Here is a 20145-nt window from a genome sequence, read left to right on the forward strand (position 1 = left end):
AGTCTTTGAGCTCAACTGGAATAAATGATATAATTAGTTAAGATTTTTCTTAATCAATTAAGCTATGCCATCAAAAGTCCTATCGGCCGCGATTGTCGGATTGGAGTGCGAGCCGGTGGAAGTGGAAGCGGATAACAGCCCCTACGGTAACCCGGGGGTTTTTATTGTTGGCCTGCCCGACAAGGCCGTGGATGAAAGCAAAAGCCGTGTCCGTAGCGCCATTAAAAATTCCGGCTTTGAATTCCCGCGTGGCAATGTCACTTTCAATTTGGCGCCGGCCGATCTGCGCAAAGGCGGCACACATTATGATTTGCCACTGGCTGTAGCCGCCATGCTTCTAAACGAACAAACCAAATTAACCGACTTTGCTTCCTCGCTTTTTGCCGGCGAGCTGGCTCTAAGCGGTGAAGTGCGTCCGGTATCCGGAATATTATCAATTGCCTTATTCGCCAAACAAGCCGGCATTAGCAGCCTGTTCGTACCGACAGCCAATGCCAAGGAAGCGTCGCTGATTAACGACTTAAACATTTATCCGGTCAAAAATCTGGCACAACTGGCCCAGCATTTAGCCGGAAAAGAATTAATTGAGCCCTGCGCCGAATGGCAACAAGAGATTGAGGAAATAAATTTTCCGGTAGACCTGCAACATATCCGCGGCCAGAATTCGGCTAAGCGCGCGCTGGAAATCGCCGCGGCCGGCAGTCATAATATTCTCATGTCCGGTCCTCCTGGTTCCGGCAAAACCATGCTGGCCAAAGCTTTACCCTCCATTTTACCACAAATGACTCAGGAAGAAAGTTTGGAAGTGACCAAGATTTATTCCGCCGCCGGACTCTTACCGGCTGATCAGCCACTGATTACCCTGCGACCATTTCGCGCGCCCCATCATACCGCCTCTGGCGTGGCTAGTACAATACTGAGGCAATTGGCCACTGTCTCCTGCTGAAACTGGCAAAAACCCCCTTATTATAAGCTTTTTTTCAACTTCATTTTTAATAATAGATACCTCTTCTATGAAGTTATTAATGAAGCCAATTTTGCCAACTTTGTCTGATTTATCAATTTTCTTATAATTTCTGCGAGCCATTTTACAAAAATCACCAATACCAATACGAATATCTTTTATTTTTCCTAATAATGCTATTTTCTTGTTTATCTCCTGTTTATCAAGTATAAGATCACTGCATTTAGCATCTATCTCATTAATCTTAGCAATATAGTCCTCCTTACTCACATGGCTTTCAGAATATAAGTCTAAAATTCTCTTTTTCTTTTCTTCCAAACTTACTATCTGCTTGCCAATGCCAACTAACTCACTATTAAGTCCCCTTAGATTCTCCCCCTTTGAATTATTTAGAATATCAATATACCTTTTGATGATTTTAGGTTGCAATACCTTCTCCAATACAACATTAGATACTACCTCATCTACTACTTCACTTTTTATTGATTGATTCTTGCATTTTACTAAATCCTCGGTATTATTGTGTTGGTATAACTTTTCCCTATGGTTGCATCTGTAATATTGAACGCCCTTGCTCATACACCCCGAATAAGTATGATTACAAACCCCGCACTTAACCAAACCGCCTAATAGATAGCGATAACTCGTATTTCTCAATAACTTGCCATTTCTTTTTAGCTTGTTCTGCACTATATCAAACAGCTCCTGAGAGATAATTGGAGGGATAGGCACCAAAATCCATTCCGACTGGTCTTTAAACCGAGTAGAAGTCTTGACTGATTTAGCGTATTTGATTACTCCATTCTTAGATTCAAACTTCTCTGTTTGATTAAAATAATGATTCCCGAAATAGCTAGTATTAGTTAATATCCTTCTAATGACACTGCTCTTCCAATAAGTCTTACCAGTGGCCGTCTTAATCTTTTTATCTTCTAATATTTTAATTAATCCCGTAATACTTACGCTCGTATTAGCATAAGTTCCATAAATTAATTTGATTACTTTGGCATGCTCTTCATTAATAGTGTAATAGCCTCTCTTATTATCAGTCTTCTTATGATGATCATAGCCAAACAATGTTCCAGAATCTACTATGTGCCCTTGTCTTGCTTGTTCTCTCCTACCTCTAGTAAATCTCTCAGTTATCCTTGCTTTTTCATACTCATTAACAGCACCCATTACATTTAAATTAAACTTATTCTCTGGATTGTTAATGTAGTTCTTGCCCTTGATAATTATCTCCTTTTGATATTTCAGAAGCTCCGCAATGATAATATTCTGATAAGAAATATCCCTAGCAATCCGATCTGAATCTAAAAAATAGACCACATCAAATTGGTCTGTTTTTAAATCTCCCCTTAATTCATCAAGTGCGGGACGATCTAATCTTCCGCCACTCCAGCCATTATCGATATACTCCTTAACAAGGATATTGCCATCTTTTTTGATTTGTCTTATCAGCTCGTTTTTTTGACTTTCAATAGTACCTTCATTCTCTTGAAGGCTGGTACTAACTCGAGCGTAATAAACTGCTTTTTTCATATACATTTTTTACTCCAGTATTAAAATACCGTGGCAATTATTGATTTCTTAATATAGCATTAATATTTGATGGCATTATTTTAGAATTAATCATAATATTTGAAACACCAATATAAAGATCCCAATAAGAATACGGGTAACTAGTGGAAAAATCAGAATAAATATTGATAGTCTTACTGCCATTAGGTAAAATATCAATATTTAAATTATCAAATAATAGATTACAATCTCTTTGTTCACATTTTTCATATGGGGTTATATACGTGCCCTCATCTTTTAAAGCAAAGTTTAGATTAGTGTAATCTGTTAAACCATTACCAAGAAGCCCCCTCATCGAAATACTATTAACAACTATTTTATCTACTATTGATGAATCAGCAGAAATACGGAGGTCGCCAACCTTACTTGTGCCCACTGTTACTTGGTAGGGAGAACGTGTATATTGATAACTTCCATCATAAGAAAAATAAACATTAATAAATTTAGTAGTTGAAGTTGTATTATTTTGACAGTTTAAACTAAGGGTTGAATAAGTCTTTAATGTGTCTGCTATGTCGTCAGCTGTATTTACAACAAACGAATAAGTACCAGATGTTTCCTTGGCTCCATACCACCCAGCCTTTCCAGAGCCAGTACAGCTACTAGCATTAGACGTGCTCCAAGTTAATGTCACTGTATCGCCTAATTTTACATATTGTTTATTAACTGCGAGATTAATAGTCACTGGACTCACGCAATTTTGTTCCAAGATCGGTTGCTGTATCAATAATGAATTACCAGCTATGCAATTACTAGGGTATGATTGTAAAATTGTTCTGGTCTGTTTTCCATCTAATGAGCAAGTTGACCAATCAGAATAAGTCCAAGATGTACAAACGGGTGCGTTAAAATTACAAGATTGGCTAATACTGGGAGAAGGAGTGTTTACACTTGGGCAATCTTGGGACATATAGCATGTCCTTGTTTGTGAATTATTTGATTGACATAAACCCCAATTGCCACAAACCCAAGTGTCGCTATAACAAATGGCTTCATTGGTAGTGGTAGGCGTAAATATGTTATTCGTAATATTATTTACGACATTAAATATATTAGTAATGCCAATGTAATTAATAATTGAAATGGCGGGTAAATCAATTTTAGGTTTAGTTTTATCACAAGAGTCATCTCTCTTGTAATCATTTTCAAATGAGCTTTGGATGATAACAACGTCTTCATCTGGAACATCAACTGTTAATGGGCAGATTTTCTTATCCTGATCAACTCGATATTTGATATTACTATTATCAAATTTAATATATTTGGCTCCAGGCTTTGTAGTTATATTGTCACCGTAAGACAAACTATCAAATTCTTCTTGGCTTAATATCTTTAATGCCTGATCTGCCCAGCTTCCAGTAAACCAAGTCCAAAAGGTTACTCCATTAACAAACAAATGCCTATTTAAGTCTTGACCGATAAAATAAACGGCTGGACTTGATGTGGTTTTTATTAAATCGCCAGGACTAGGGGAATAAGCGTTAGTAATTGTGGGTAAGAGAAACACAACGCCCATAATAATCATTAATAATCTTTTCATATACATATAAATTATTTTAAAATTATTTAGAAGATTTATCACCACAAATACCTACGCAAGCCAATGGATTTTCACTTAAGACAGTATGCATACATTTACTATAACAGGCGTCAAACTCAGTTTGAGGAATTAATATTGTAGATAAGGTCATCACCGCAATACTCACCGTTATAATAGTAATCCCTATAATTATCACATTCCTTAATATATCGTCCATATTATTTTTCTTTATTTTTTAAACGCTCATTAATGTTATATAAAACCTCAAAAAATCCCACTAAATTATTTTTTGCTTCAGCGACTTCCTCTTCTTTTAGATCAAAACTTTCGGCAAATTTTTTATCTTTATCATCCATATAATTAATCTATGTATTTTTTTATATCAGAAAAAGATTGTTCAATTATAGCTATCATTTTTTTTCTCTCATAAGCTGTCGCCTCTAAATCAACCCCATCATTTTCTTCATTTGTAAAAATATTAGTAAATTTAATAGCTCCAGCATTTATTAGATTATTAATTTTATAGTCGAGATCTAATACTTTATCTATAACCTCACTAGCTAATATAATCTTACTAACAAGCTCTCCTCTTAATTTTTTGTTTCCATTTGTGTGAGATAAGATCCTAACTCCCATTTCTTCTGGGTTAAAATCCAACCACTTTTTATAAAGCTCTAAATCAGCAAAAGATGCTTGATTCTGAATTATTTTTCGCAATCTTGTTGTGGTATTATTAAGTTTTTTATCCATTTTTCTGATGGCCCAATTTTGAAAAAACATATTATTATATATTTAGTATAACCATTGGGCCACACCTCCATGCCCCGAACAAGTCCCTTGTCTATGTTGGCTATAACTATAACTCCCATCTCTGCATTTAGCAGATGCTCCAGAAGGATTAGAACTAGGAACGTGAACACAATTACCATCTATATTCTTGTAATAACCAGAGCCACAAGCAACTGGTGCTGGAGTACTAACAGCTTCATTAACTACTGGACTTACCTCGACTGCAGTTGCCCGCTCAACTTCTTGTACTACTGGAGCTATTTGTCTTACTCCGTTGCTACTATTTAAACTTGTATCGTAATCAGCAACACAACCCGATAGAGTGATTACAAATAAAATTAATGTTAATGCTTTAAATAATGTTTTCATATTATTTAATTACCATATTTTTTATAACAGTCATCTTTATCATTTTTATAATATTCGTTTACGCTGTCTGCACGGCCAGAATAAAGAGAGCAATCATTACTAGGATCAACAATCCACATAGACCTACAAAAACTTTCACCAAGCACTCCATTAGCTAGGCAATCATTAAGGTTTAAACTAATTTGATTGGCCTGGTTCTTACATGCATTGGCCCAATTTTGAGAATAATTGTAACTAGCCACAGATAAACATAAACTTAACTTATTCTCCCTTTCTTGTTCAGCCTGTTGTTGAACAGCTGCCGCTGCCCTTGCTTCTGAAGCTGCTTTTGCTTTAGCCACTTCTGCTTCTGAAACTGCTTTTGCTTTAGCCACTTCTGCTTCTGAAACTGCTTTTGCTTTTAATGCTTCAGCCTCATTATTTTTTACTTCAAGTTCCACATCTTTTTGCTGAGTCTCAACAGCAGCCCTTGCGTCTTCTCTTTTTTGTGTTTCAGCCGCTGCATTAAGCTTACTTACTTCCGTCATATAATAAAATCCACCCAGAATTGTACATGCTGATACAATACTAACCGGTAAAATTAATTTATGTAGATCTATTTTCATATTATCATTTAATTAATTTATCCAAATCTTCTTTTTTAATTCTCCATTCACGGCCAAGTATCTTGGAGGCCTTGATCTTGCCACTTTTTATATATCTAAAAATTGTCCTTTGATGAACCTTTAAAATATCGGCTACTTCTTGAGTTGTATATAATATATGTTCTTGTTTTTTCATAGTATATTATTTTTCAATGCCGTTGTCTCTTAAGCATTTTTTATAATTATTATCATAATCTTGCTCTAGTTGTTTAAATTCTTCGAAAGCCTGATCTAGACCACCATTAGTATTAATTTGCATAACCTTAACACTGCAATCTTTCCTAATTTGAGTAGGTCTCCACTGGAACCAATAAAATAATCCTCCACCTACAATAACCATTAATAAAATTATTATCCAATACTGTTTTAATTTTTGCATATATTATTCTTATTCATATTGTGAAACTAAATCGGTATAAAAATCATCTTTAAAACTCAACCAATTATATTCTGAAGGGGTTACACTGGCTAATTCTAAAGATTCTCCAGTTAAATAATCAATTAACTCAAAAGATTTATAGAACTGAGAGTGATCATCTTTAAACGCTTCAAAAGAATACACATATAGACATGAGTTTCTACTAGAGCTATAAAAAATTTTATCAAGTTTATATTCTGCATAAACACCAGAAGACATAGCTATATCTTCCGCTCTTACTTTATCTTCTTTGTCCTGAAGTTTTTTTTCTATTTCATTAATATATTTTTGACACTCTTGTTTTTGTAAGAGTAAATAATTTTTCTTTTGATAATCTGCGTTATTAATTGATGTTAAATAATAATATCCAACACCCAAGATAATACACCCCAATACAATACTAACCAGCAAAATCAATTTGTGTTTATCCATATAATTTAAATTATTTCTTGATATAATAACTACTAACTAATAAATCACCACCATCCTGCTTACAAATCCCTACTCCCACTTCTTTAAAATCTCCCAGCATAATCTCCTTATGACTTTCACTCTCCATCCATCTATTAACTATTTCTTTTGGCTCATTAATATCTCTGGCTATATTTTCTCCTACCCCACCACTGATTCCTAGCTCACTTACAAAATCCACCATATTCCTACCTTCTCTGTCGTGGTCAAAATAATCGTATTTAATCATGTCCTCGCAGTGATCTTGCCCTGCTCTCGATAGTAATCGGTTGTACTTTAATATCGGCAATCCTTGTTCTTTTCTTACTTGGTTTATTTGATTAAATATCTCAACTCCTATTACCTTAGTATCACTACTACGCTTCATCCTCTGGTAATCGTGCAAAGCCAACGTGCCTATAACGATTACAAATAAAGCAGTCCAGATTATTAAGAATATTTTAAATGATTTATTAGACTTCATTAATATTTCTATTTGTTTTTTTATTCTTAACCCCATTAATCAACTTGTTTAAATCTTTTTTTGGTATTATTGGGCAAGACTCCCCCCATCTCCAAGTTCCCTTTGTCTTACCAATTTGACCAATTATATAATAGCCGATCCTGTATTCAATATCTCCTTCTTTCCAAGAATGGGGATATGCCAACTTACCTTCAAAAAATACTTTTCTAAATTTTTCAACAACAAATACTTTTTCTGGTAAATTTGTTTGTTGTAAAAAAGACCAACCATCTCTAATAAAAAACATTTTTCCCTTTCGACCGATATCGTCAATTACAAAATATAGATAATTTGGAATTCGCTTTCCCGCTTTTATTTTTTCTACATAATCTATCCTGTTCTTCCTTGAATTGAGCTTCTTTTCTATATATAAACTGCCGAGCCGTCTCCATATTTATGTTATTTAATGTATATATCAATTGTATCATATTGTCATACTATGTCAAATAGAGTTTTCCCCTGTTTTTCCAAGGTTTTCCAAGATTAAAATCTACCACTTTCCACCATTCCCTTATATCTTCTACACCTATATTCTAAGTTTAAGCACGTCCTACAGCCTAGAATCTGGCTTACAGGGTGCTTATAAAGCTTTCCTGCCCTATATCCGCATAATGGGCATTTGAACCAGAATCTAAGCCCTTTGTAGTTAGTTTGACTGGTTATTAGCCCGATCTGTAGGCCATCCGCCTCAATCTCCGAGCTGATCGCCATTTCCTTTAGCTGTTCTTTAACTCCTTTGAGATACTTGGATATATCAATACTTTGGCATTGTTCGACTAAATATTTTTTTCCTAAATTATTTGGGGTTGATTGTTTCATGGTGTTGACAAATTATTGGTTATGTGATAAATATAAGATATCGTTCATTAGCCAAAACGTAGGAGGAGATAAGACATGCGTAGTGACATGGTTGTTGTGGTTTTTTCTAACAGTGAAGAATTTGAAGAGATTAGAACCGTTGGTCCATTTGATAATGTTCCACACTACGATCCCAAATCTGCTGATAGTTTTTTACAATCAAAGGGATTTAGAAAAGATGGAAAGCATTATTTTCGTTATGAATCTACTACCTGTGATTATAAATATGCAATAATGTCTGCAGTTAGAGCTCCCAATCTTGATCAAATCATATAACCCCCCACCGACTGGGGGTTTTATTTTTGTCTATTTCTTATTAAACTCTTGATTCTGGCTAATAAAAGCATTCTTAGTCTTTACGTTGATATTCATGCTCGGTTGCTTCAATTGCCTTAATGTTTCTAGGGCGGTTAAAAAATGCCTATTAGCCCGATCAATCTCCTTACTTGCTATTCCCATCATGCCATTTCCCTCAGAAGATATATACTCCGAATCCTTAAGACAAAGAAGCTTCTTGGAATATGTTAGATTACGAGCATACGCCCCTATTATCATATCAACTAGGGCTTTTTCACTATAAGTACTACAATTATATTCTTTAATCAAACCTCGTCTTAAATTCATTACTAACCCTCTATATCTTGCTTCTACTGCCTCAACCATCGATAAATCATTATCTAAGCCACAATCAATATTGAGCCGAGATATTAACTCTAATTCTTCCTCGCTAAGATCACTAATGTTTTTCCCCTCTATATGGATCTTTGGTATTATGCTTTTACTCGCCCTGTCTAGAGTATACCTTGGATCACAGTCATAAGTTCCATTTTTTAATATAAGATCTTTGGTTATTTTACGTGCCTCGCCACTCTTTACCTTGACTGCCCATTCTTCCAACTCTTTTTGCTGGCTAACAGTTAAAGCTTTAGTTGTTTTCTTCATAAATTTAGTTAAAATAAGCTAACGTATCTTGAATTACATTGGACTGATTATCTACTGCATTATTCACCCCCGGGTCGTCTCCACTATAGTTTTGATCGGTAATCTCCTCAATTATAATGGCATTATCAGCTGATTCTGTTTGATTTGAAACTATAGTGTAGTTGGCCGTAGGGTAAATAAGCGACTTCCGTTTATCTTTGGGGTCATTGTGCTCTTGGACTATAAGCCCAGCCGATTCAAGGGCGGGCAAAACCTGTAATCTTAGGTTATTGTTATCAATATTTCTCCCATAAACATCTAAATGCTTTCGGCATAACTCCTGCCTACTTAACCCTAAAGCACCATCTACGGCCTCTTGATAGCTAATATCGCCATTTAACTCCTGCCAAAGCTTTAAAATCACATCATTATAGAAGTCATAAATATAGGGGGGCAAATTCAACTCCTGAACAACTGATACTTTCTCCCAAACATCAAAGGCCACATCAATATCCTCGCTATTGGCTATAATCATTGATCCTTCCTTTTTCCGCCACCACAGGTTAAGAAGAGCATGGGCTTTTATAAGAGAAATAAGTTTTTTAATATCTCTCTGATGTCGGGGCTTAAGAACCTTATTTTTGTCAAAAAAACGCTTTTTTATTGTGCCATCATCCTCAATCTTAATATCTACAATATATTCGCTTCGAATAGCTAAAATCCTCTCTTTTAACAGCTTCCTTTCGGGGTCATTATCAAGCCATTTTCTGAACTCATCCTTGTTGGTTTCTTTAATGATAGTTTGACTAATACCCTCCCTGATTTTGTCTTGATTAATCTCTGGACTTAATAGGAAAAACCTTGAGGCCTCTTGCTCGTCAATCTTAAGTCCTGTCGTGCAAAAGATAACCGATGGATAACCAATTAGCTTAATGTTCTTAACCTTTAATCCACCCTTCTGACTCTTATCTGTAATCTTTAATTCAATAACCTTTTTATCGTGGGAGAGAAACGGCCTTAACTTGCTCAACAGATCATTATGTGGCTGATCCAAGAAGGTGATAATCTTTCTGGAAAAATCTACTGTAATACAATTAGTTTCCTTATCATATTCGCCTGATTCGTGGAAAAAGGCGGTGGGTGAGCAATATGCTAATTCCCTGACATCCTCTTTGGGAAATAACTTGGCGATCTCCATTGGAATATAACTTTTGCCAGTTGAAGATGGGGCATTAAAACTGATATTGAATTGCGAATCTTCGGTATAAGCCGATAATAAACAAAGAAAAGTAATAATTTTATTGGTTTGGTCATATTTGATAGTTAAATTCAAAGTCTCCGCTAAATCCTTAACATTCAACGGCTTAAATTTATCCGTATTGATTCCCTCCTTAACTATGCTCGCGTATTTGTCGAACAAGTCATCAATGCCATTGGTATATTTGATAAAGTAATCAGTAATATCTCCCTTGTCTCCCAAATCTGCTGGGAGATTGATTTGATAGACTTCTGTTTTAGTCAAAATCTCCGTCATTTCAATCACCCTTTGAGCACCACTCTTACCAGCTACATCATTATCAAAACAGACATATATTTTCTTAAACTTTCTCAATTTCTCAATCCATTCTGACTTAAATGTGCCCGCCCCGTGGGTTGATGTGATAGCAGGCACCCCCTTGGATAATAATACCAATCTATCCAACTCCCCCTCGCAAATCACTATTAAATCATCATCCTTTTGGAGCGAATCCCAATCATAGATCTGGGCTTTGCCATTTGGATATGTCATTTTATCACTTCCATCCTTTGGATCTTGTCTTAACTTAAAAAAAGCGTAATCACCTAACTCATCTTTGATGGGTATGGTGATCCAATTTTTGCTATAAAAAGTACCATAACCAAGTTTGAAATTGTTTATGGTAAAATTATCAATACCTCGCTTATTAAGGTATTCTCTAATATTATCTGGTAATGCCAGATGGCATCTCTCAACTAATCCGGGGTTGAATTTTCTATTCTGAGTTGATTTGTTTTGACTAAAAACAGGTTTATCTAAGTCATCATTGAAGTGCTTGAATAAAGTAATTAAGTTGCCTTTTTCAAGGCATTTTTTACATTCGTATTGGCCAGTTTCCTTATTAAAGTATAAGTGTAATTCATTGGGCTGGCTATCTTTGTCGCAATCATTAAACAGGCACTTAGTAATTAGTTCGTTGCCCCTTTCAGTATAATTAACGCCTTTTTGGTTTAAGTATTCTTTAATAGTAATATCTTTATTCATACATTTTAATTTTATTTTTTTAACATACCTTTAATTGTTCGCAAAGCATCTTCCAGATTCTTACTATTAATCCTTAATTCTCCATTAATGTGTTGGTTAATAATTCGTTTACACCTCTCCTCATCTTCAAAAATCCAGTGTAATACTCCTCTGTCATCCCATTCAGTATTTTCTAATTTTTGGCCCCTTCCATACAATAACGAGGCATAAAAAAAATCCTTTTCTTCATAATAAGGCACATACTTAATCTTGTTCATAGTTTTGTTTATTAATTTTTAAATTTTGATATAAATCTTCAGGGGATACTAAAAAACTAAGAGCTCTATAGATTTTCCTATCTAATTCTTCTGGTGAAATTTCGATTTGTTCGTAACTAATTTCAATATTTCTGTACATAAAAAAAGCCACAATATATCTCAATTGTAGCTTCTATAACTATTTCAGTATAAGAAATTAAGTGATTACACTTCTTTTTTTCTTTTATTGATTAAAGATATAATACTTGATATATCTTGATAGCCAAGATCTCTTTTAAATTTATCATTAACTAGTTTTGCAATCTCCTTCCTTGGTTTTTCTTGGATACTACTTATATAATCGTACATTTTAACAGTATTAGCGTCTTTATCTCTAAATTTACCAATTTTTATATTACTTCTCCTATGCCTTTTTTGTAGTTCCTTAATCTTCTCGTCATTTTTTTTAATAAAATCAACGATCTCATTTTGACTAGCATAGGGGCTAATTCCAATAGATATTGGATATTCTAAGTCTTGTAGGTATTCTAACGCATCATTTTCTTCATATTCTTCTTTAGTAATTCTTTCTTTTATTCGTTCTTTATCCTTACATCTTCTCAGCCACATTTTATCTAATAGTATACATAGATCCCAACTCCTTATTGTGATTGGTTTGTTATAAACAATAAAAAAGTATACCTCGGCATAAAGAGATGATCTACCCAATCCCTTTTTTATACAAAAATCTTGGACATTAACTAAAATAGTTTTATTGTCATTTTCACTACCTATTCCTTTCAACCTCCACTCAACTGGCAAACTAAAGGGGGAATTATAATTATTAGGCGTAGTAAGGCCTGTTTGTGGTATTTGATATTTTTCTCTCAACTGCAATACCATTTGATTAAACTCGTCCGATTTTAACAATTCTATAGTGTAGTTATTAATATTCTTTATTCCTTTTGTAATTTTGTTGTCTTTTTCCATATACATTTACATATTATTGCCCTAATTCTACCCCAATCTCTCAATTATCTCAAATCTGACTACCTCACCATTGTACACGCCATTGGCGTGTCGCTGGTAGGCGGCGGTGCCTGGCCGCGTCCGGGGGAAATCTCCCTGGCGCATCGTGGTGTATTGTTTCTGGATGAATTCCTGGAGTTCCCTAAGACTGTTCTGGAGAATCTGCGCCAACCGCTGGAAGACGGATTAATCAATGTTTCCCGCGCCGCCGGCACCTTGCGCTTTCCCGCTAAATTTATCCTGACCGCTGCGCTTAATCCTTGTCCCTGCGGTTATCTGACTGACCCGGAAAAAGAATGCACTTGTTCGGCCGCAGAAATATTACGCTATACCAAACGCGCTTCCGGACCACTTATGGACAGAATTGACATGCATCTGGAAGTGCCGCGAATAAAATTTGAAGAACTCTCCGGCAATAGCAACAGCGAACCGTCAGCGACGGTGCGTGGACGAGTCCAAAACGCTCGTGATATTCAATTAATCAGATTTAAAACGGAAAGAATATTCGCCAACAGTGAAATGTCTTCCGAACAAGTTAATATTTATTGTAAAATTGACGAACCAGCTAAGCAACTTATCCGCCAAGCCGTAGAAAAATTGCGTTTATCTCCGCGCGTTTATTTCCGTATTCTCAAACTTACCCGCACTATTGCCGACTTGGAAGTTAGTGAAGAGATAAAGTGCGAACATATAGCCGAAGCCTTGCAATACCGGCCAAAAGAATAACAAGATATAAAAAATACAAAAGCCGCCCTAACTTAGAGCGGCTTGTTTGTTTAAAAGAATCTTCACCGGTCATTATGAATTAACCATGCCCACTAAGATGCTTTCTCTTCTTGACTCTCTGAATCATCCGGTGACGCACCAGTAGCAGAAGATGCCTTTCCTTTTTTCCCTGCCGTGACAGGTAATGGTGAGGATAACGGGTACTCCTGCTGAGACTTGCCCAACTCCGGTACCGCAGCGGAAGTAAATCGACCGGCAAAACTAAGCTCGCCGACATGCCTCCGCGTGATTCCGTCATGTTCCCGGTCATTCGGCTTGGGCACATAAAGCTCAGCGGAGTTATTCCGTTGGCAATGCGGACAAATAATTTCCAGCTTGACTGTTTCCATGTGCTTAGCGTCAGCAACGAAGGTCTGAAAGGCATTAGCCGGAGTCATTACAAACAACTTATTACAATCACCGCACAGAATCTGAATCGCCATGGTTTTCTCCTTCTTTTTTTCGGTTGAGTTGACTGTACTTTAAGGTTCTATATTGAATATCCAATTTTAGCAGATTAACTTTAAACTGTCAAGGGACTGCCTGTCATAACCTACAGCGCATAATAAACAATAAACTAACGAATATAACCCAAGGGATTGACTTGCGTGCCGTTAATACGCACTTCAAAATGTAAATGAGGTCCGGTAGAACGACCAGTGGAACCTTCAGCTCCGATTACCTCGCCCTTTTCCACACTTTGTCCAACAACCACGTCAATTCGACTCATATGGCCGTAAAGAGTGCTAATTCCGCCACCATGATTAATGATCACATTATAACCATAACCAGTTCTGCCGTATTGGACGCGAGTAACTGTGCCTGAATCAGCGGCCCGAAGCGGTGTACCCCACGGACAGGCAATATCCAATCCGGTATGAAGCCAGCCCTTGTAATATTGAGAGATGCGATAACAACCGTTTGGCCAGCTCATACTGCCAGTACCCTGAACTACCACCTCATTATCGGCAGCGGTGCGAGCCGGTACGGCGGCAGTAGTGGCCACGACGCGCGGCTTGGCTGTTTCAATAATCTTGGCACCGGGCACGATCACCAGTTTGCCAATAGTCAAATTGTCCTCACTTAAAGCGTTAGCTTCAACAATCTTAGCTTCGGGTATGCCATACTTCTTGGCAATTTTAGAAATTGTATCACCTTTGACCACCTTATAGACTACGCCACTCATTGACGGCACAATCAACTTTTGCCCCGGTTTAACATAAGAGGAAAAAGACAGATTATTCGCCCATAAAATAGTATTAACTGAAACACCGAATCTGGCCGCAATCTTACCGATAGAATCTCCTTGCACCACCTCATACTCCTGAATAACTCCGACTGTATTTTTGGCTTCATCAGTAGAAACCACCGGCTTGATCAAAGCTAAATCACCTTGCACCGCCATTGACTGATCCGTATAAATATTATCTTGATCAACACCCTGGCTATCAGAATAAAAATTACCTTGCACATACAATCCCTGATCCTGATAATTATAAATTTTAGTATCATCAAAGATATTATTGGAGTCCTCAATAATCTCAATATCGCTTAAACCGGCTAATTTATAAACTAAAGCATTTTGTCCGTAATCTTCCTTATTCTCATAGGCTAATAAATTGGAAGTAACCACGCCGATACCTAACAACACTAAGAGAATATGATACAAATAGCGACTGGTTAAAAGCAATAAAAATTTATCAGTCCGCTGTGAAGATTTCTTGGTTAATTGTGACTTAAACCAAAGATACCTGCCGTATAATGGCAAGGTGACTGATTTAAAAAATAACTGCCCGAGCGGCCGGAAGGCTACCACTGAACGACTTCCTGACCAGACTAAAACTTCACCTGACTTAAGCAAGCCTCTTAACAAAAAAGCTAATAACCGCGTTATTAGTTTGTCCCATTGTCTCTTAATATGCTTAACAATTATTGTTATTTTACCTGTTTGATTATACCAAAAAACCAGCCTGAACGCAACTTAAAAACCTCTTGACAACAGAGGGCTTATCTCCTACAATACCTTCAGTTAAGCGATTAGCACTCTTGCGTTATGAGTGCTAACTGATAAAAATCGGAAGTAAATTTCAGGCAATATTCAATAAAAATTATTAATAAAAAAACCATATGAACATTAAACCGCTGGGCGACCGCGTGCTGGTTGCCACCATTAAGGAAGAAGAAATGACTAAATCGGGCATCATCCTGCCGGATACCGCAAAAGAAAAAAAAGCGGAGGGCGAAGTTGTTGCCGTCGGCGAGGGCGAAAAAGTATCCAAACTGAGACTTAAACCGGGTGATAAGATTATCTGCAGTAAGTATGCCGGGGACGAAATAAAAATTGACGATAAAGAATACAAAATATTGTCATCGGAAGACGTATTGGCGGTAATTGAATAAGCTAATCGTTAGTTAATTAATTATTGGTCAGCAATTGAATTAAACTGCCAACTAACAATTACAAACTAACAATTGAATAATAACCGCAATCCAACAACTAAAAACTAATAACTAATAACCAACTTTATGGCCAAACAAATATTATTCAACGAAGACGCTCGCATTAAACTGAAATCCGGCGTAGACCAGCTGGCCAACGCCGTTAAAACCACCTTGGGGCCCAAAGGCCGCAATGTGGTTTTGGATAAAGGCTATGGCGCGCCGCAAATCGTCAACGACGGCGTAACTATTGCCAAAGAAATTGAACTGGAAGACAAGTTTGAGAATATGGGCGCGGAATTAATCAAGGAAGTCGCATCCAAAACCAATGACGTAGCCGGTGATGGCACTACCACCGCCACAGTCTTGGCGCAGGCGATTGTCGGCGAAGGATTAAAAAATGTTGCAGCCGGAGCCAACCCGATCATCTTGCGCCATGGCATTGAAAAGGGCGTAATCGCTTTAGTCAATGAATTGAGAAGGATCAGTAAGCCGATTTCTTCGGCCGAAGAAAAACGCCAAGTCGCTTCAATTTCCGCCAACGACGAAGCCATTGGGCAAATCATTGCCGATGTTTTGGGCGAGGTGGGCAATGAAGGCGTGGTTACGGTAGAGGAAGGCCAATCTTTCGGCGTAGAAAAAGAAATCGTCAAAGGCATGCAATTTGATAAGGGCTACGTTTCCCATTATATGATCACTAATGCTGAACGCATGGAAGCGGAATACGCCGACGTGCCGGTACTCATCACCGACAAGAAAATTTCTTCTTTGCAAAGCATCCTGCCGCTGATGGAAAAACTGGCGCAGACCGGACGCAAGGATCTGGTGATTATTGCTGATGATGTTGATGGTGAAGCTTTGGCCACTTTCGTGGTCAATAAATTGCGTGGTGCCTTCAATGTCTTGGCAATCAAGGCCCCGGGCTTCGGCGATCGCCGCAAGGAGATACTAAACGATATTGCTGTCGTAACCGGCGGACGCGTTATTAGCGAAGAAGTCGGCTTGAAATTGGAAAACACCGATCCGGAATCTTTGGGCCATGCCGCCAAGATAATCGCCACCAAAGACAATACCACAATCGTAGGTGGCAAAGGCGCTAAGGAAGAAATTGAAAAACGCGTCAGCCAAATCAACAAGGAAATTGAATTGTCTGATTCGGACTTTGACAAAGAAAAACTGCGCGAACGCTTAGCTAAACTATCCGGCGGTGTAGCTGTTATTAAAGTCGGCGCCGCGACCGAAACAGAAATGAAAGAAAAAAAATTAAGAATTGAAGACGCTCTGGCCGCCACCAAAGCCGCGATTGAAGAAGGTATTGTAGTCGGAGGCGGCACAGCCCTAATACGCGTCGCTAAAGCGCTCAATGACCTAGAAGTCAAAGGGGACGAAAAAATCGGCATCGAAATACTGGCTAAGGCCATTGAAGAGCCACTAAAACAGATTGCCAATAACTCCGGGGACAAAGGCGACGTAATTGTAGAAGAGGTCAAGAAGTTGGATAATAATATGGGCTATAACGCTTTAACCGGCAAATGTGAAGATTTAATCATCGCCGGCATTGTTGATCCGACCAAAGTTGTCCGCTCGGCGCTACAAAACGCGGCTTCAGCCGCGGCTATGATCCTAACTACCGAATGTGCTGTGACCGATTTGCCGACCAAAGATAATTGTTCTTGCAACACCCCGGCTACCGGTATGGGAGGAAGCATGGGCGGTTATGGCGGAATGATGTAGAAACATGGCAGATGGCAAATAGTTAAAATTAATAAAGAAAGACCTCGGATAATTCCGGGGTCTTTTTGTACTTTTATAATCTTTATGAATAGGACTTGCAGGCCGCCCTGCACGAACACTTACCGCTGCCACCGCAATGCGGACATTTATACGTATGCTCTGGCCATTTTATAGTGCCACTTCCTCCGCAGTATTGATATGTAGCCATACGGATATCTCCTTTTGTTGTTTTTTACAAACTACCCAAAAAATAATTAAATCTCCCGCATGATTCTTTCTTTTATCTCTGAAAAAATTCTCTGATATTGCCGACAATTATAATCCGGCTTATTTAATCCTCCATTCAAAATTCCCTGTAACGGACAACCGCCATTGCAAATCTTTTGATACTCGCATGATTGACATGTCTTGAGGTGCTTTCCTCTTGCCAATAGTGCTAATCTTGATGGATGATTTATAACCTGCTTCCATGAATCATTAACAAGATTGCCATATTTAAAACTACCGCTACCGCAGAAACGTCCGCAAGGATAGACATCGCCATTACAATCAACACCGATAAATGATAACTGGCAATTTTCAAAAAAAATACATTCGATCGGCCTTCCTGTCAAAATGGGGACGATATATTTCCAAAGGGCAGCGCGATCGGTAAAGTGACCCTGATCAAGCCAATATCTAAATAACAGTATTTGGGAATCAGAATAATTATTCCCTTCAGTCATAATTAAATCATAGGCCTCGGCCGCGCGCCCGATCGGCGATACGGATACCAATTTATATCTTTTTTTCTCTTCGTGCATGAATTCAATAATCTGTTCTATCCATTGAACGTTCAACCGACTAATAACCACCAAATAACCGTGTTGTACCTCATGTCGGGTAAGTATTTCCGAACCGCGTTTAATTGCTTCAAATGCCCCTTGGGAATTGGGGAATACTCGTGTTTTGTTAGTAATATCTCGAGGACCGTCAATACTTAAACCAACGCCGAAACCATGGTCTTTAAAAAACTTTGCCCATTCATCGCTAATCAAGGTGCCATTGGATTGCACCACATTGGCTATGTGATAACCGCCAGCTAATAATGGTTTTTGTATTTCCACCACTTGACGATAAAAATTCAATCCGGCCAAAAGCGGTTCTCCGCCATGCCAAATGAATTTCGTGTAACTGTCAATCTGCCTTCCGACTATCTTCTCAATTATTGTCCCAACTTCGGTAATGGTTAATGTCCTGGCTTTCGGATCTCCAGCTGAACAATAAACACATCTTAAGTTGCAGTTTCTGGTGGGTTTAATAACCACTGTCAGATCTTTCATTGCTGTTTCCATTTTTTTTCTCCTAATCGCAATAATCGCCGTGACTAGGACCGCCAGAATCGTTATGGGCCTCATAATCGGTATGATCACTATGATGGTGCCACTTATCCTGAAACAATTGGGCGGTTCCGGGTGTGGCTATTAATGGATCAACTTCTAAAGCACCCATCTGTTTTAGATGTTTGATTAATTCTTTCAAATATGGATTTCTAACTCTTTCTTCTTTAATTTTATCAAGCAGCGGCATACTATAACCTCCTATTAGTTGCTTTGTTTTTGGATTGTAAAAGAACTCCCGTACACTTTAATATTATAAACAACCGGCTACCGATAATCCAATAAAAATTGATTAACTAACACTTTGCTCTAATTTTAAATAAAATACCTTATTATTTTTGACAATATTCTTGTCATTTTATATGATGAAAGATATGAAACACAAAAATACCCCGTCTTTTCTGGAACTCCAGCCGGAAGAAACAAAAATCATTCAGGCGTTTAACGACGAGAAGAGTTTGACGCCGACTGCCCTGTCCCGCCAAGCCGGCGTCAAAAGAACGACGGTTAACTTCCTATTGAACAAATTATTAGAGCGGGGGATAATCAAAAAAACAAAAATCGGCGGGCACTTTGAATGGCGGCTGGCCGATGAAAACCATTTGGCGGAAAAAATAAATTCGCTGTACGGCTTTTTTAATCTGACTTTATCCAAGGCCTTAATCAATCTGCCGGATATCGGCGTGGAAGTTTTTAAAAGCCAGGCGGCGATTCTGGACGCTTACCGCCAGTCGCTGAAAACCAACAAAAACAGCCGCGTCTATGCCATCCAGGGCAACAAATCAATCAAAGCGCAAAAATCCCTAAGCTCTGATTATTTAAACGACATTCAAAACCAATTCAAACAGAAAAAAATTATTATTGAAGGCATCGCCGGAGAAAGTTCGCTGGAATACTTCAACGACCTGCCGCTTTATTTGTTGAAAACTTATGAAAACCGTCTGACCGTAATGTATTTGATCAGCGACGAACTGATTGACTTTGACCTGGATATTTTAATCCTGGATAAAGAAGTGATTTTAATAAACTTTGAGAAAAAAATCGTGGTTAAGATAAAAAACGACAGCATCAGATTGGCGCTTAAGGCGCTGTATGAAACCATGAAATTTTCCGCCCAAAAAATTGACTTGAATAATTACCTGAAAAACCTAATCAAACAAAAAACGCCGCTAACCCAATGATTCCTGGCGTAGCGGCGTAGTTGGTTTTAGAATAAAACGAGGCG

General features: G+C 37.7%; 26 protein-coding genes. 6 read left to right on the forward strand and 20 right to left on the reverse strand.

Annotated features, from left to right (window positions below; all coding sequences use genetic code 11):
• Positions 1-64 precede the first annotated feature (64 nt).
• The gene (locus WC473_02865; protein ID MFA5124740.1) at positions 65-946 is read left to right on the forward strand and encodes a magnesium chelatase domain-containing protein; all 882 of its coding nucleotides are present in this window, start codon (positions 65-67) and stop codon (positions 944-946) included.
• Here the strand turns inward: WC473_02865 and WC473_02870 are convergent.
• The 12 genes from WC473_02870 to WC473_02925 all read right to left on the reverse strand — a co-directional run bounded on the left by WC473_02870 (position 836) and on the right by WC473_02925 (position 8097).
• Positions 836-2506 carry a recombinase family protein gene (locus WC473_02870; GenBank protein ID MFA5124741.1) on the reverse strand — a complete coding sequence of 557 codons (1671 nt, stop codon included), beginning with the start codon at positions 2504-2506 and terminating at the stop codon, positions 836-838. The genes WC473_02865 and WC473_02870 overlap by 111 nt on opposite strands.
• Positions 2507-2543: 37 nt before the next feature.
• Positions 2544-4085: a hypothetical protein gene (locus WC473_02875; GenBank protein MFA5124742.1), complete on the reverse strand. Its 1542-nt coding sequence runs from the start codon at positions 4083-4085 to the stop codon at positions 2544-2546.
• Positions 4086-4303: 218 nt separating this feature from the next.
• Complete coding sequence (locus tag WC473_02880) at positions 4304-4441, reverse strand: hypothetical protein (GenBank protein MFA5124743.1); 138 nt, start codon at positions 4439-4441, stop codon at positions 4304-4306.
• A 4-nt stretch (positions 4442-4445) separates the two neighbouring features.
• Positions 4446-4835: a hypothetical protein gene (locus WC473_02885; protein MFA5124744.1), complete on the reverse strand. Its 390-nt coding sequence runs from the start codon at positions 4833-4835 to the stop codon at positions 4446-4448.
• Between the two features lie 42 nt (positions 4836-4877).
• Positions 4878-5243: a DUF3761 domain-containing protein gene (locus WC473_02890; protein ID MFA5124745.1), complete on the reverse strand. Its 366-nt coding sequence runs from the start codon at positions 5241-5243 to the stop codon at positions 4878-4880.
• Positions 5244-5248: 5 nt separating this feature from the next.
• A complete protein-coding gene (locus WC473_02895; protein MFA5124746.1) occupies positions 5249-5848 on the reverse strand; it encodes a hypothetical protein in 600 nt (199 codons plus the stop codon).
• A 4-nt stretch (positions 5849-5852) separates the two neighbouring features.
• The gene (locus WC473_02900; protein ID MFA5124747.1) at positions 5853-6023 is read right to left on the reverse strand and encodes a helix-turn-helix domain-containing protein; all 171 of its coding nucleotides are present in this window, start codon (positions 6021-6023) and stop codon (positions 5853-5855) included.
• 6 nt (positions 6024-6029) lie between these two features.
• Positions 6030-6266 carry a hypothetical protein gene (locus WC473_02905; GenBank protein ID MFA5124748.1) on the reverse strand — a complete coding sequence of 79 codons (237 nt, stop codon included), beginning with the start codon at positions 6264-6266 and terminating at the stop codon, positions 6030-6032.
• A gap of 9 nt (positions 6267-6275) precedes the next feature.
• Positions 6276-6737 (reverse strand): hypothetical protein, encoded by a 462-nt coding sequence (locus tag WC473_02910; protein ID MFA5124749.1) that lies wholly within the window; start codon positions 6735-6737, stop codon positions 6276-6278.
• A gap of 10 nt (positions 6738-6747) precedes the next feature.
• Positions 6748-7239: a CAP domain-containing protein gene (locus WC473_02915; GenBank protein ID MFA5124750.1), complete on the reverse strand. Its 492-nt coding sequence runs from the start codon at positions 7237-7239 to the stop codon at positions 6748-6750.
• A complete protein-coding gene (locus WC473_02920) occupies positions 7229-7525 on the reverse strand; it encodes a hypothetical protein (GenBank protein MFA5124751.1) in 297 nt (98 codons plus the stop codon). The genes WC473_02915 and WC473_02920 overlap by 11 nt, the downstream gene beginning before the upstream one ends.
• 236 nt (positions 7526-7761) lie before the next feature.
• Positions 7762-8097 carry a hypothetical protein gene (locus WC473_02925; GenBank protein MFA5124752.1) on the reverse strand — a complete coding sequence of 112 codons (336 nt, stop codon included), beginning with the start codon at positions 8095-8097 and terminating at the stop codon, positions 7762-7764.
• Positions 8098-8172: 75 nt separating this feature from the next.
• Here WC473_02925 and WC473_02930 point away from each other — a divergent pair, with 75 nt between their 5' ends.
• Positions 8173-8412 carry a hypothetical protein gene (locus tag WC473_02930; protein ID MFA5124753.1) on the forward strand — a complete coding sequence of 80 codons (240 nt, stop codon included), beginning with the start codon at positions 8173-8175 and terminating at the stop codon, positions 8410-8412.
• Between the two features lie 30 nt (positions 8413-8442).
• On the opposite strand, the gene WC473_02935 is transcribed toward WC473_02930, so the two are convergent.
• From WC473_02935 to WC473_02950, 4 genes are all read right to left on the reverse strand, one after another.
• A complete protein-coding gene (locus WC473_02935) occupies positions 8443-9078 on the reverse strand; it encodes a hypothetical protein (GenBank protein ID MFA5124754.1) in 636 nt (211 codons plus the stop codon).
• Positions 9079-9082: 4 nt separating this feature from the next.
• The gene (locus tag WC473_02940; GenBank protein ID MFA5124755.1) at positions 9083-11338 is read right to left on the reverse strand and encodes a toprim domain-containing protein; all 2256 of its coding nucleotides are present in this window, start codon (positions 11336-11338) and stop codon (positions 9083-9085) included.
• An 11-nt stretch (positions 11339-11349) separates the two neighbouring features.
• A complete protein-coding gene (locus WC473_02945; protein ID MFA5124756.1) occupies positions 11350-11595 on the reverse strand; it encodes a DUF5659 domain-containing protein in 246 nt (81 codons plus the stop codon).
• A gap of 204 nt (positions 11596-11799) precedes the next feature.
• Positions 11800-12564 (reverse strand): hypothetical protein, encoded by a 765-nt coding sequence (locus WC473_02950; GenBank protein MFA5124757.1) that lies wholly within the window; start codon positions 12562-12564, stop codon positions 11800-11802.
• An 87-nt stretch (positions 12565-12651) separates the two neighbouring features.
• Here WC473_02950 and WC473_02955 point away from each other — a divergent pair, with 87 nt between their 5' ends.
• Positions 12652-13329 carry an ATP-binding protein gene (locus tag WC473_02955; GenBank protein ID MFA5124758.1) on the forward strand — a complete coding sequence of 226 codons (678 nt, stop codon included), beginning with the start codon at positions 12652-12654 and terminating at the stop codon, positions 13327-13329.
• 92 nt (positions 13330-13421) lie between these two features.
• Here the strand turns inward: WC473_02955 and WC473_02960 are convergent, their stop codons facing one another.
• Both WC473_02960 and WC473_02965 read right to left on the reverse strand, forming a co-directional pair.
• The gene (locus tag WC473_02960; protein MFA5124759.1) at positions 13422-13811 is read right to left on the reverse strand and encodes a hypothetical protein; all 390 of its coding nucleotides are present in this window, start codon (positions 13809-13811) and stop codon (positions 13422-13424) included.
• Positions 13812-13945: 134 nt separating this feature from the next.
• Positions 13946-15229: a M23 family metallopeptidase gene (locus WC473_02965; GenBank protein ID MFA5124760.1), complete on the reverse strand. Its 1284-nt coding sequence runs from the start codon at positions 15227-15229 to the stop codon at positions 13946-13948.
• A gap of 266 nt (positions 15230-15495) precedes the next feature.
• Here WC473_02965 and WC473_02970 point away from each other — a divergent pair, with 266 nt between their 5' ends.
• Together WC473_02970 and groL are read left to right on the forward strand one after the other, a co-directional pair.
• A complete protein-coding gene (locus WC473_02970; GenBank protein ID MFA5124761.1) occupies positions 15496-15768 on the forward strand; it encodes a co-chaperone GroES in 273 nt (90 codons plus the stop codon).
• A gap of 126 nt (positions 15769-15894) precedes the next feature.
• A complete protein-coding gene (gene groL, locus WC473_02975; GenBank protein MFA5124762.1) occupies positions 15895-17541 on the forward strand; it encodes a chaperonin GroEL in 1647 nt (548 codons plus the stop codon).
• Between the two features lie 254 nt (positions 17542-17795).
• Here groL and WC473_02980 read toward each other — a convergent pair whose 3' ends face one another.
• Positions 17796-18938: a radical SAM protein gene (locus tag WC473_02980; GenBank protein MFA5124763.1), complete on the reverse strand. Its 1143-nt coding sequence runs from the start codon at positions 18936-18938 to the stop codon at positions 17796-17798.
• Entirely contained in the window at positions 18886-19110 is a 225-nt protein-coding gene (locus WC473_02985; GenBank protein ID MFA5124764.1) for a hypothetical protein, read from the reverse strand. The genes WC473_02980 and WC473_02985 overlap by 53 nt, the downstream gene beginning before the upstream one ends.
• A 184-nt stretch (positions 19111-19294) precedes the next feature.
• On the opposite strand from WC473_02985, the gene WC473_02990 reads away from it, so the two are divergent.
• A complete protein-coding gene (locus WC473_02990; protein MFA5124765.1) occupies positions 19295-20101 on the forward strand; it encodes a winged helix-turn-helix domain-containing protein in 807 nt (268 codons plus the stop codon).
• Positions 20102-20145: the final 44 nt, after the last annotated feature.

It is taken from the genome of Patescibacteria group bacterium (assembly GCA_041650895.1).
In the GTDB taxonomy this organism is placed as follows: Bacteria; Patescibacteriota; Patescibacteriia; order 2-01-FULL-39-33; family 2-01-FULL-39-33; genus CAISTG01.

Excerpts from the sequence above, each read along its gene's own strand:
- WC473_02890 (MFA5124745.1), bottom strand. The coding sequence starts at position 5,243 with ATGAAAACATTATTTAAAGCATTAACATTAATTTTATTTGTAATCACT.
- WC473_02935 (MFA5124754.1), bottom strand. The coding sequence starts at position 9,078 with ATGAAGAAAACAACTAAAGCTTTAACTGTTAGCCAGCAAAAAGAGTTG.
- WC473_02870 (MFA5124741.1), bottom strand. The coding sequence starts at position 2,506 with ATGAAAAAAGCAGTTTATTACGCTCGAGTTAGTACCAGCCTTCAAGAG.
- WC473_02880 (MFA5124743.1), bottom strand. The coding sequence starts at position 4,441 with ATGGATGATAAAGATAAAAAATTTGCCGAAAGTTTTGATCTAAAAGAA.
- WC473_02925 (MFA5124752.1), bottom strand. The coding sequence starts at position 8,097 with ATGAAACAATCAACCCCAAATAATTTAGGAAAAAAATATTTAGTCGAA.
- WC473_02960 (MFA5124759.1), bottom strand. The coding sequence starts at position 13,811 with ATGGCGATTCAGATTCTGTGCGGTGATTGTAATAAGTTGTTTGTAATG.
- groL (MFA5124762.1), top strand. The coding sequence starts at position 15,895 with ATGGCCAAACAAATATTATTCAACGAAGACGCTCGCATTAAACTGAAA.
- WC473_02930 (MFA5124753.1), top strand. The coding sequence starts at position 8,173 with ATGCGTAGTGACATGGTTGTTGTGGTTTTTTCTAACAGTGAAGAATTT.
- WC473_02865 (MFA5124740.1), top strand. The coding sequence starts at position 65 with ATGCCATCAAAAGTCCTATCGGCCGCGATTGTCGGATTGGAGTGCGAG.
- WC473_02875 (MFA5124742.1), bottom strand. The coding sequence starts at position 4,085 with ATGAAAAGATTATTAATGATTATTATGGGCGTTGTGTTTCTCTTACCC.
- WC473_02980 (MFA5124763.1), bottom strand. The coding sequence starts at position 18,938 with ATGAGGCCCATAACGATTCTGGCGGTCCTAGTCACGGCGATTATTGCG.
- WC473_02885 (MFA5124744.1), bottom strand. The coding sequence starts at position 4,835 with ATGGATAAAAAACTTAATAATACCACAACAAGATTGCGAAAAATAATT.
- WC473_02905 (MFA5124748.1), bottom strand. The coding sequence starts at position 6,266 with ATGCAAAAATTAAAACAGTATTGGATAATAATTTTATTAATGGTTATT.
- WC473_02900 (MFA5124747.1), bottom strand. The coding sequence starts at position 6,023 with ATGAAAAAACAAGAACATATATTATATACAACTCAAGAAGTAGCCGAT.
- WC473_02990 (MFA5124765.1), top strand. The coding sequence starts at position 19,295 with ATGAAACACAAAAATACCCCGTCTTTTCTGGAACTCCAGCCGGAAGAA.
- WC473_02920 (MFA5124751.1), bottom strand. The coding sequence starts at position 7,525 with ATGTTTTTTATTAGAGATGGTTGGTCTTTTTTACAACAAACAAATTTA.
- WC473_02950 (MFA5124757.1), bottom strand. The coding sequence starts at position 12,564 with ATGGAAAAAGACAACAAAATTACAAAAGGAATAAAGAATATTAATAAC.
- WC473_02940 (MFA5124755.1), bottom strand. The coding sequence starts at position 11,338 with ATGAATAAAGATATTACTATTAAAGAATACTTAAACCAAAAAGGCGTT.
- WC473_02970 (MFA5124761.1), top strand. The coding sequence starts at position 15,496 with ATGAACATTAAACCGCTGGGCGACCGCGTGCTGGTTGCCACCATTAAG.
- WC473_02910 (MFA5124749.1), bottom strand. The coding sequence starts at position 6,737 with ATGGATAAACACAAATTGATTTTGCTGGTTAGTATTGTATTGGGGTGT.
- WC473_02945 (MFA5124756.1), bottom strand. The coding sequence starts at position 11,595 with ATGAACAAGATTAAGTATGTGCCTTATTATGAAGAAAAGGATTTTTTT.
- WC473_02985 (MFA5124764.1), bottom strand. The coding sequence starts at position 19,110 with ATGCCGCTGCTTGATAAAATTAAAGAAGAAAGAGTTAGAAATCCATAT.
- WC473_02895 (MFA5124746.1), bottom strand. The coding sequence starts at position 5,848 with ATGAAAATAGATCTACATAAATTAATTTTACCGGTTAGTATTGTATCA.
- WC473_02915 (MFA5124750.1), bottom strand. The coding sequence starts at position 7,239 with ATGAAGTCTAATAAATCATTTAAAATATTCTTAATAATCTGGACTGCT.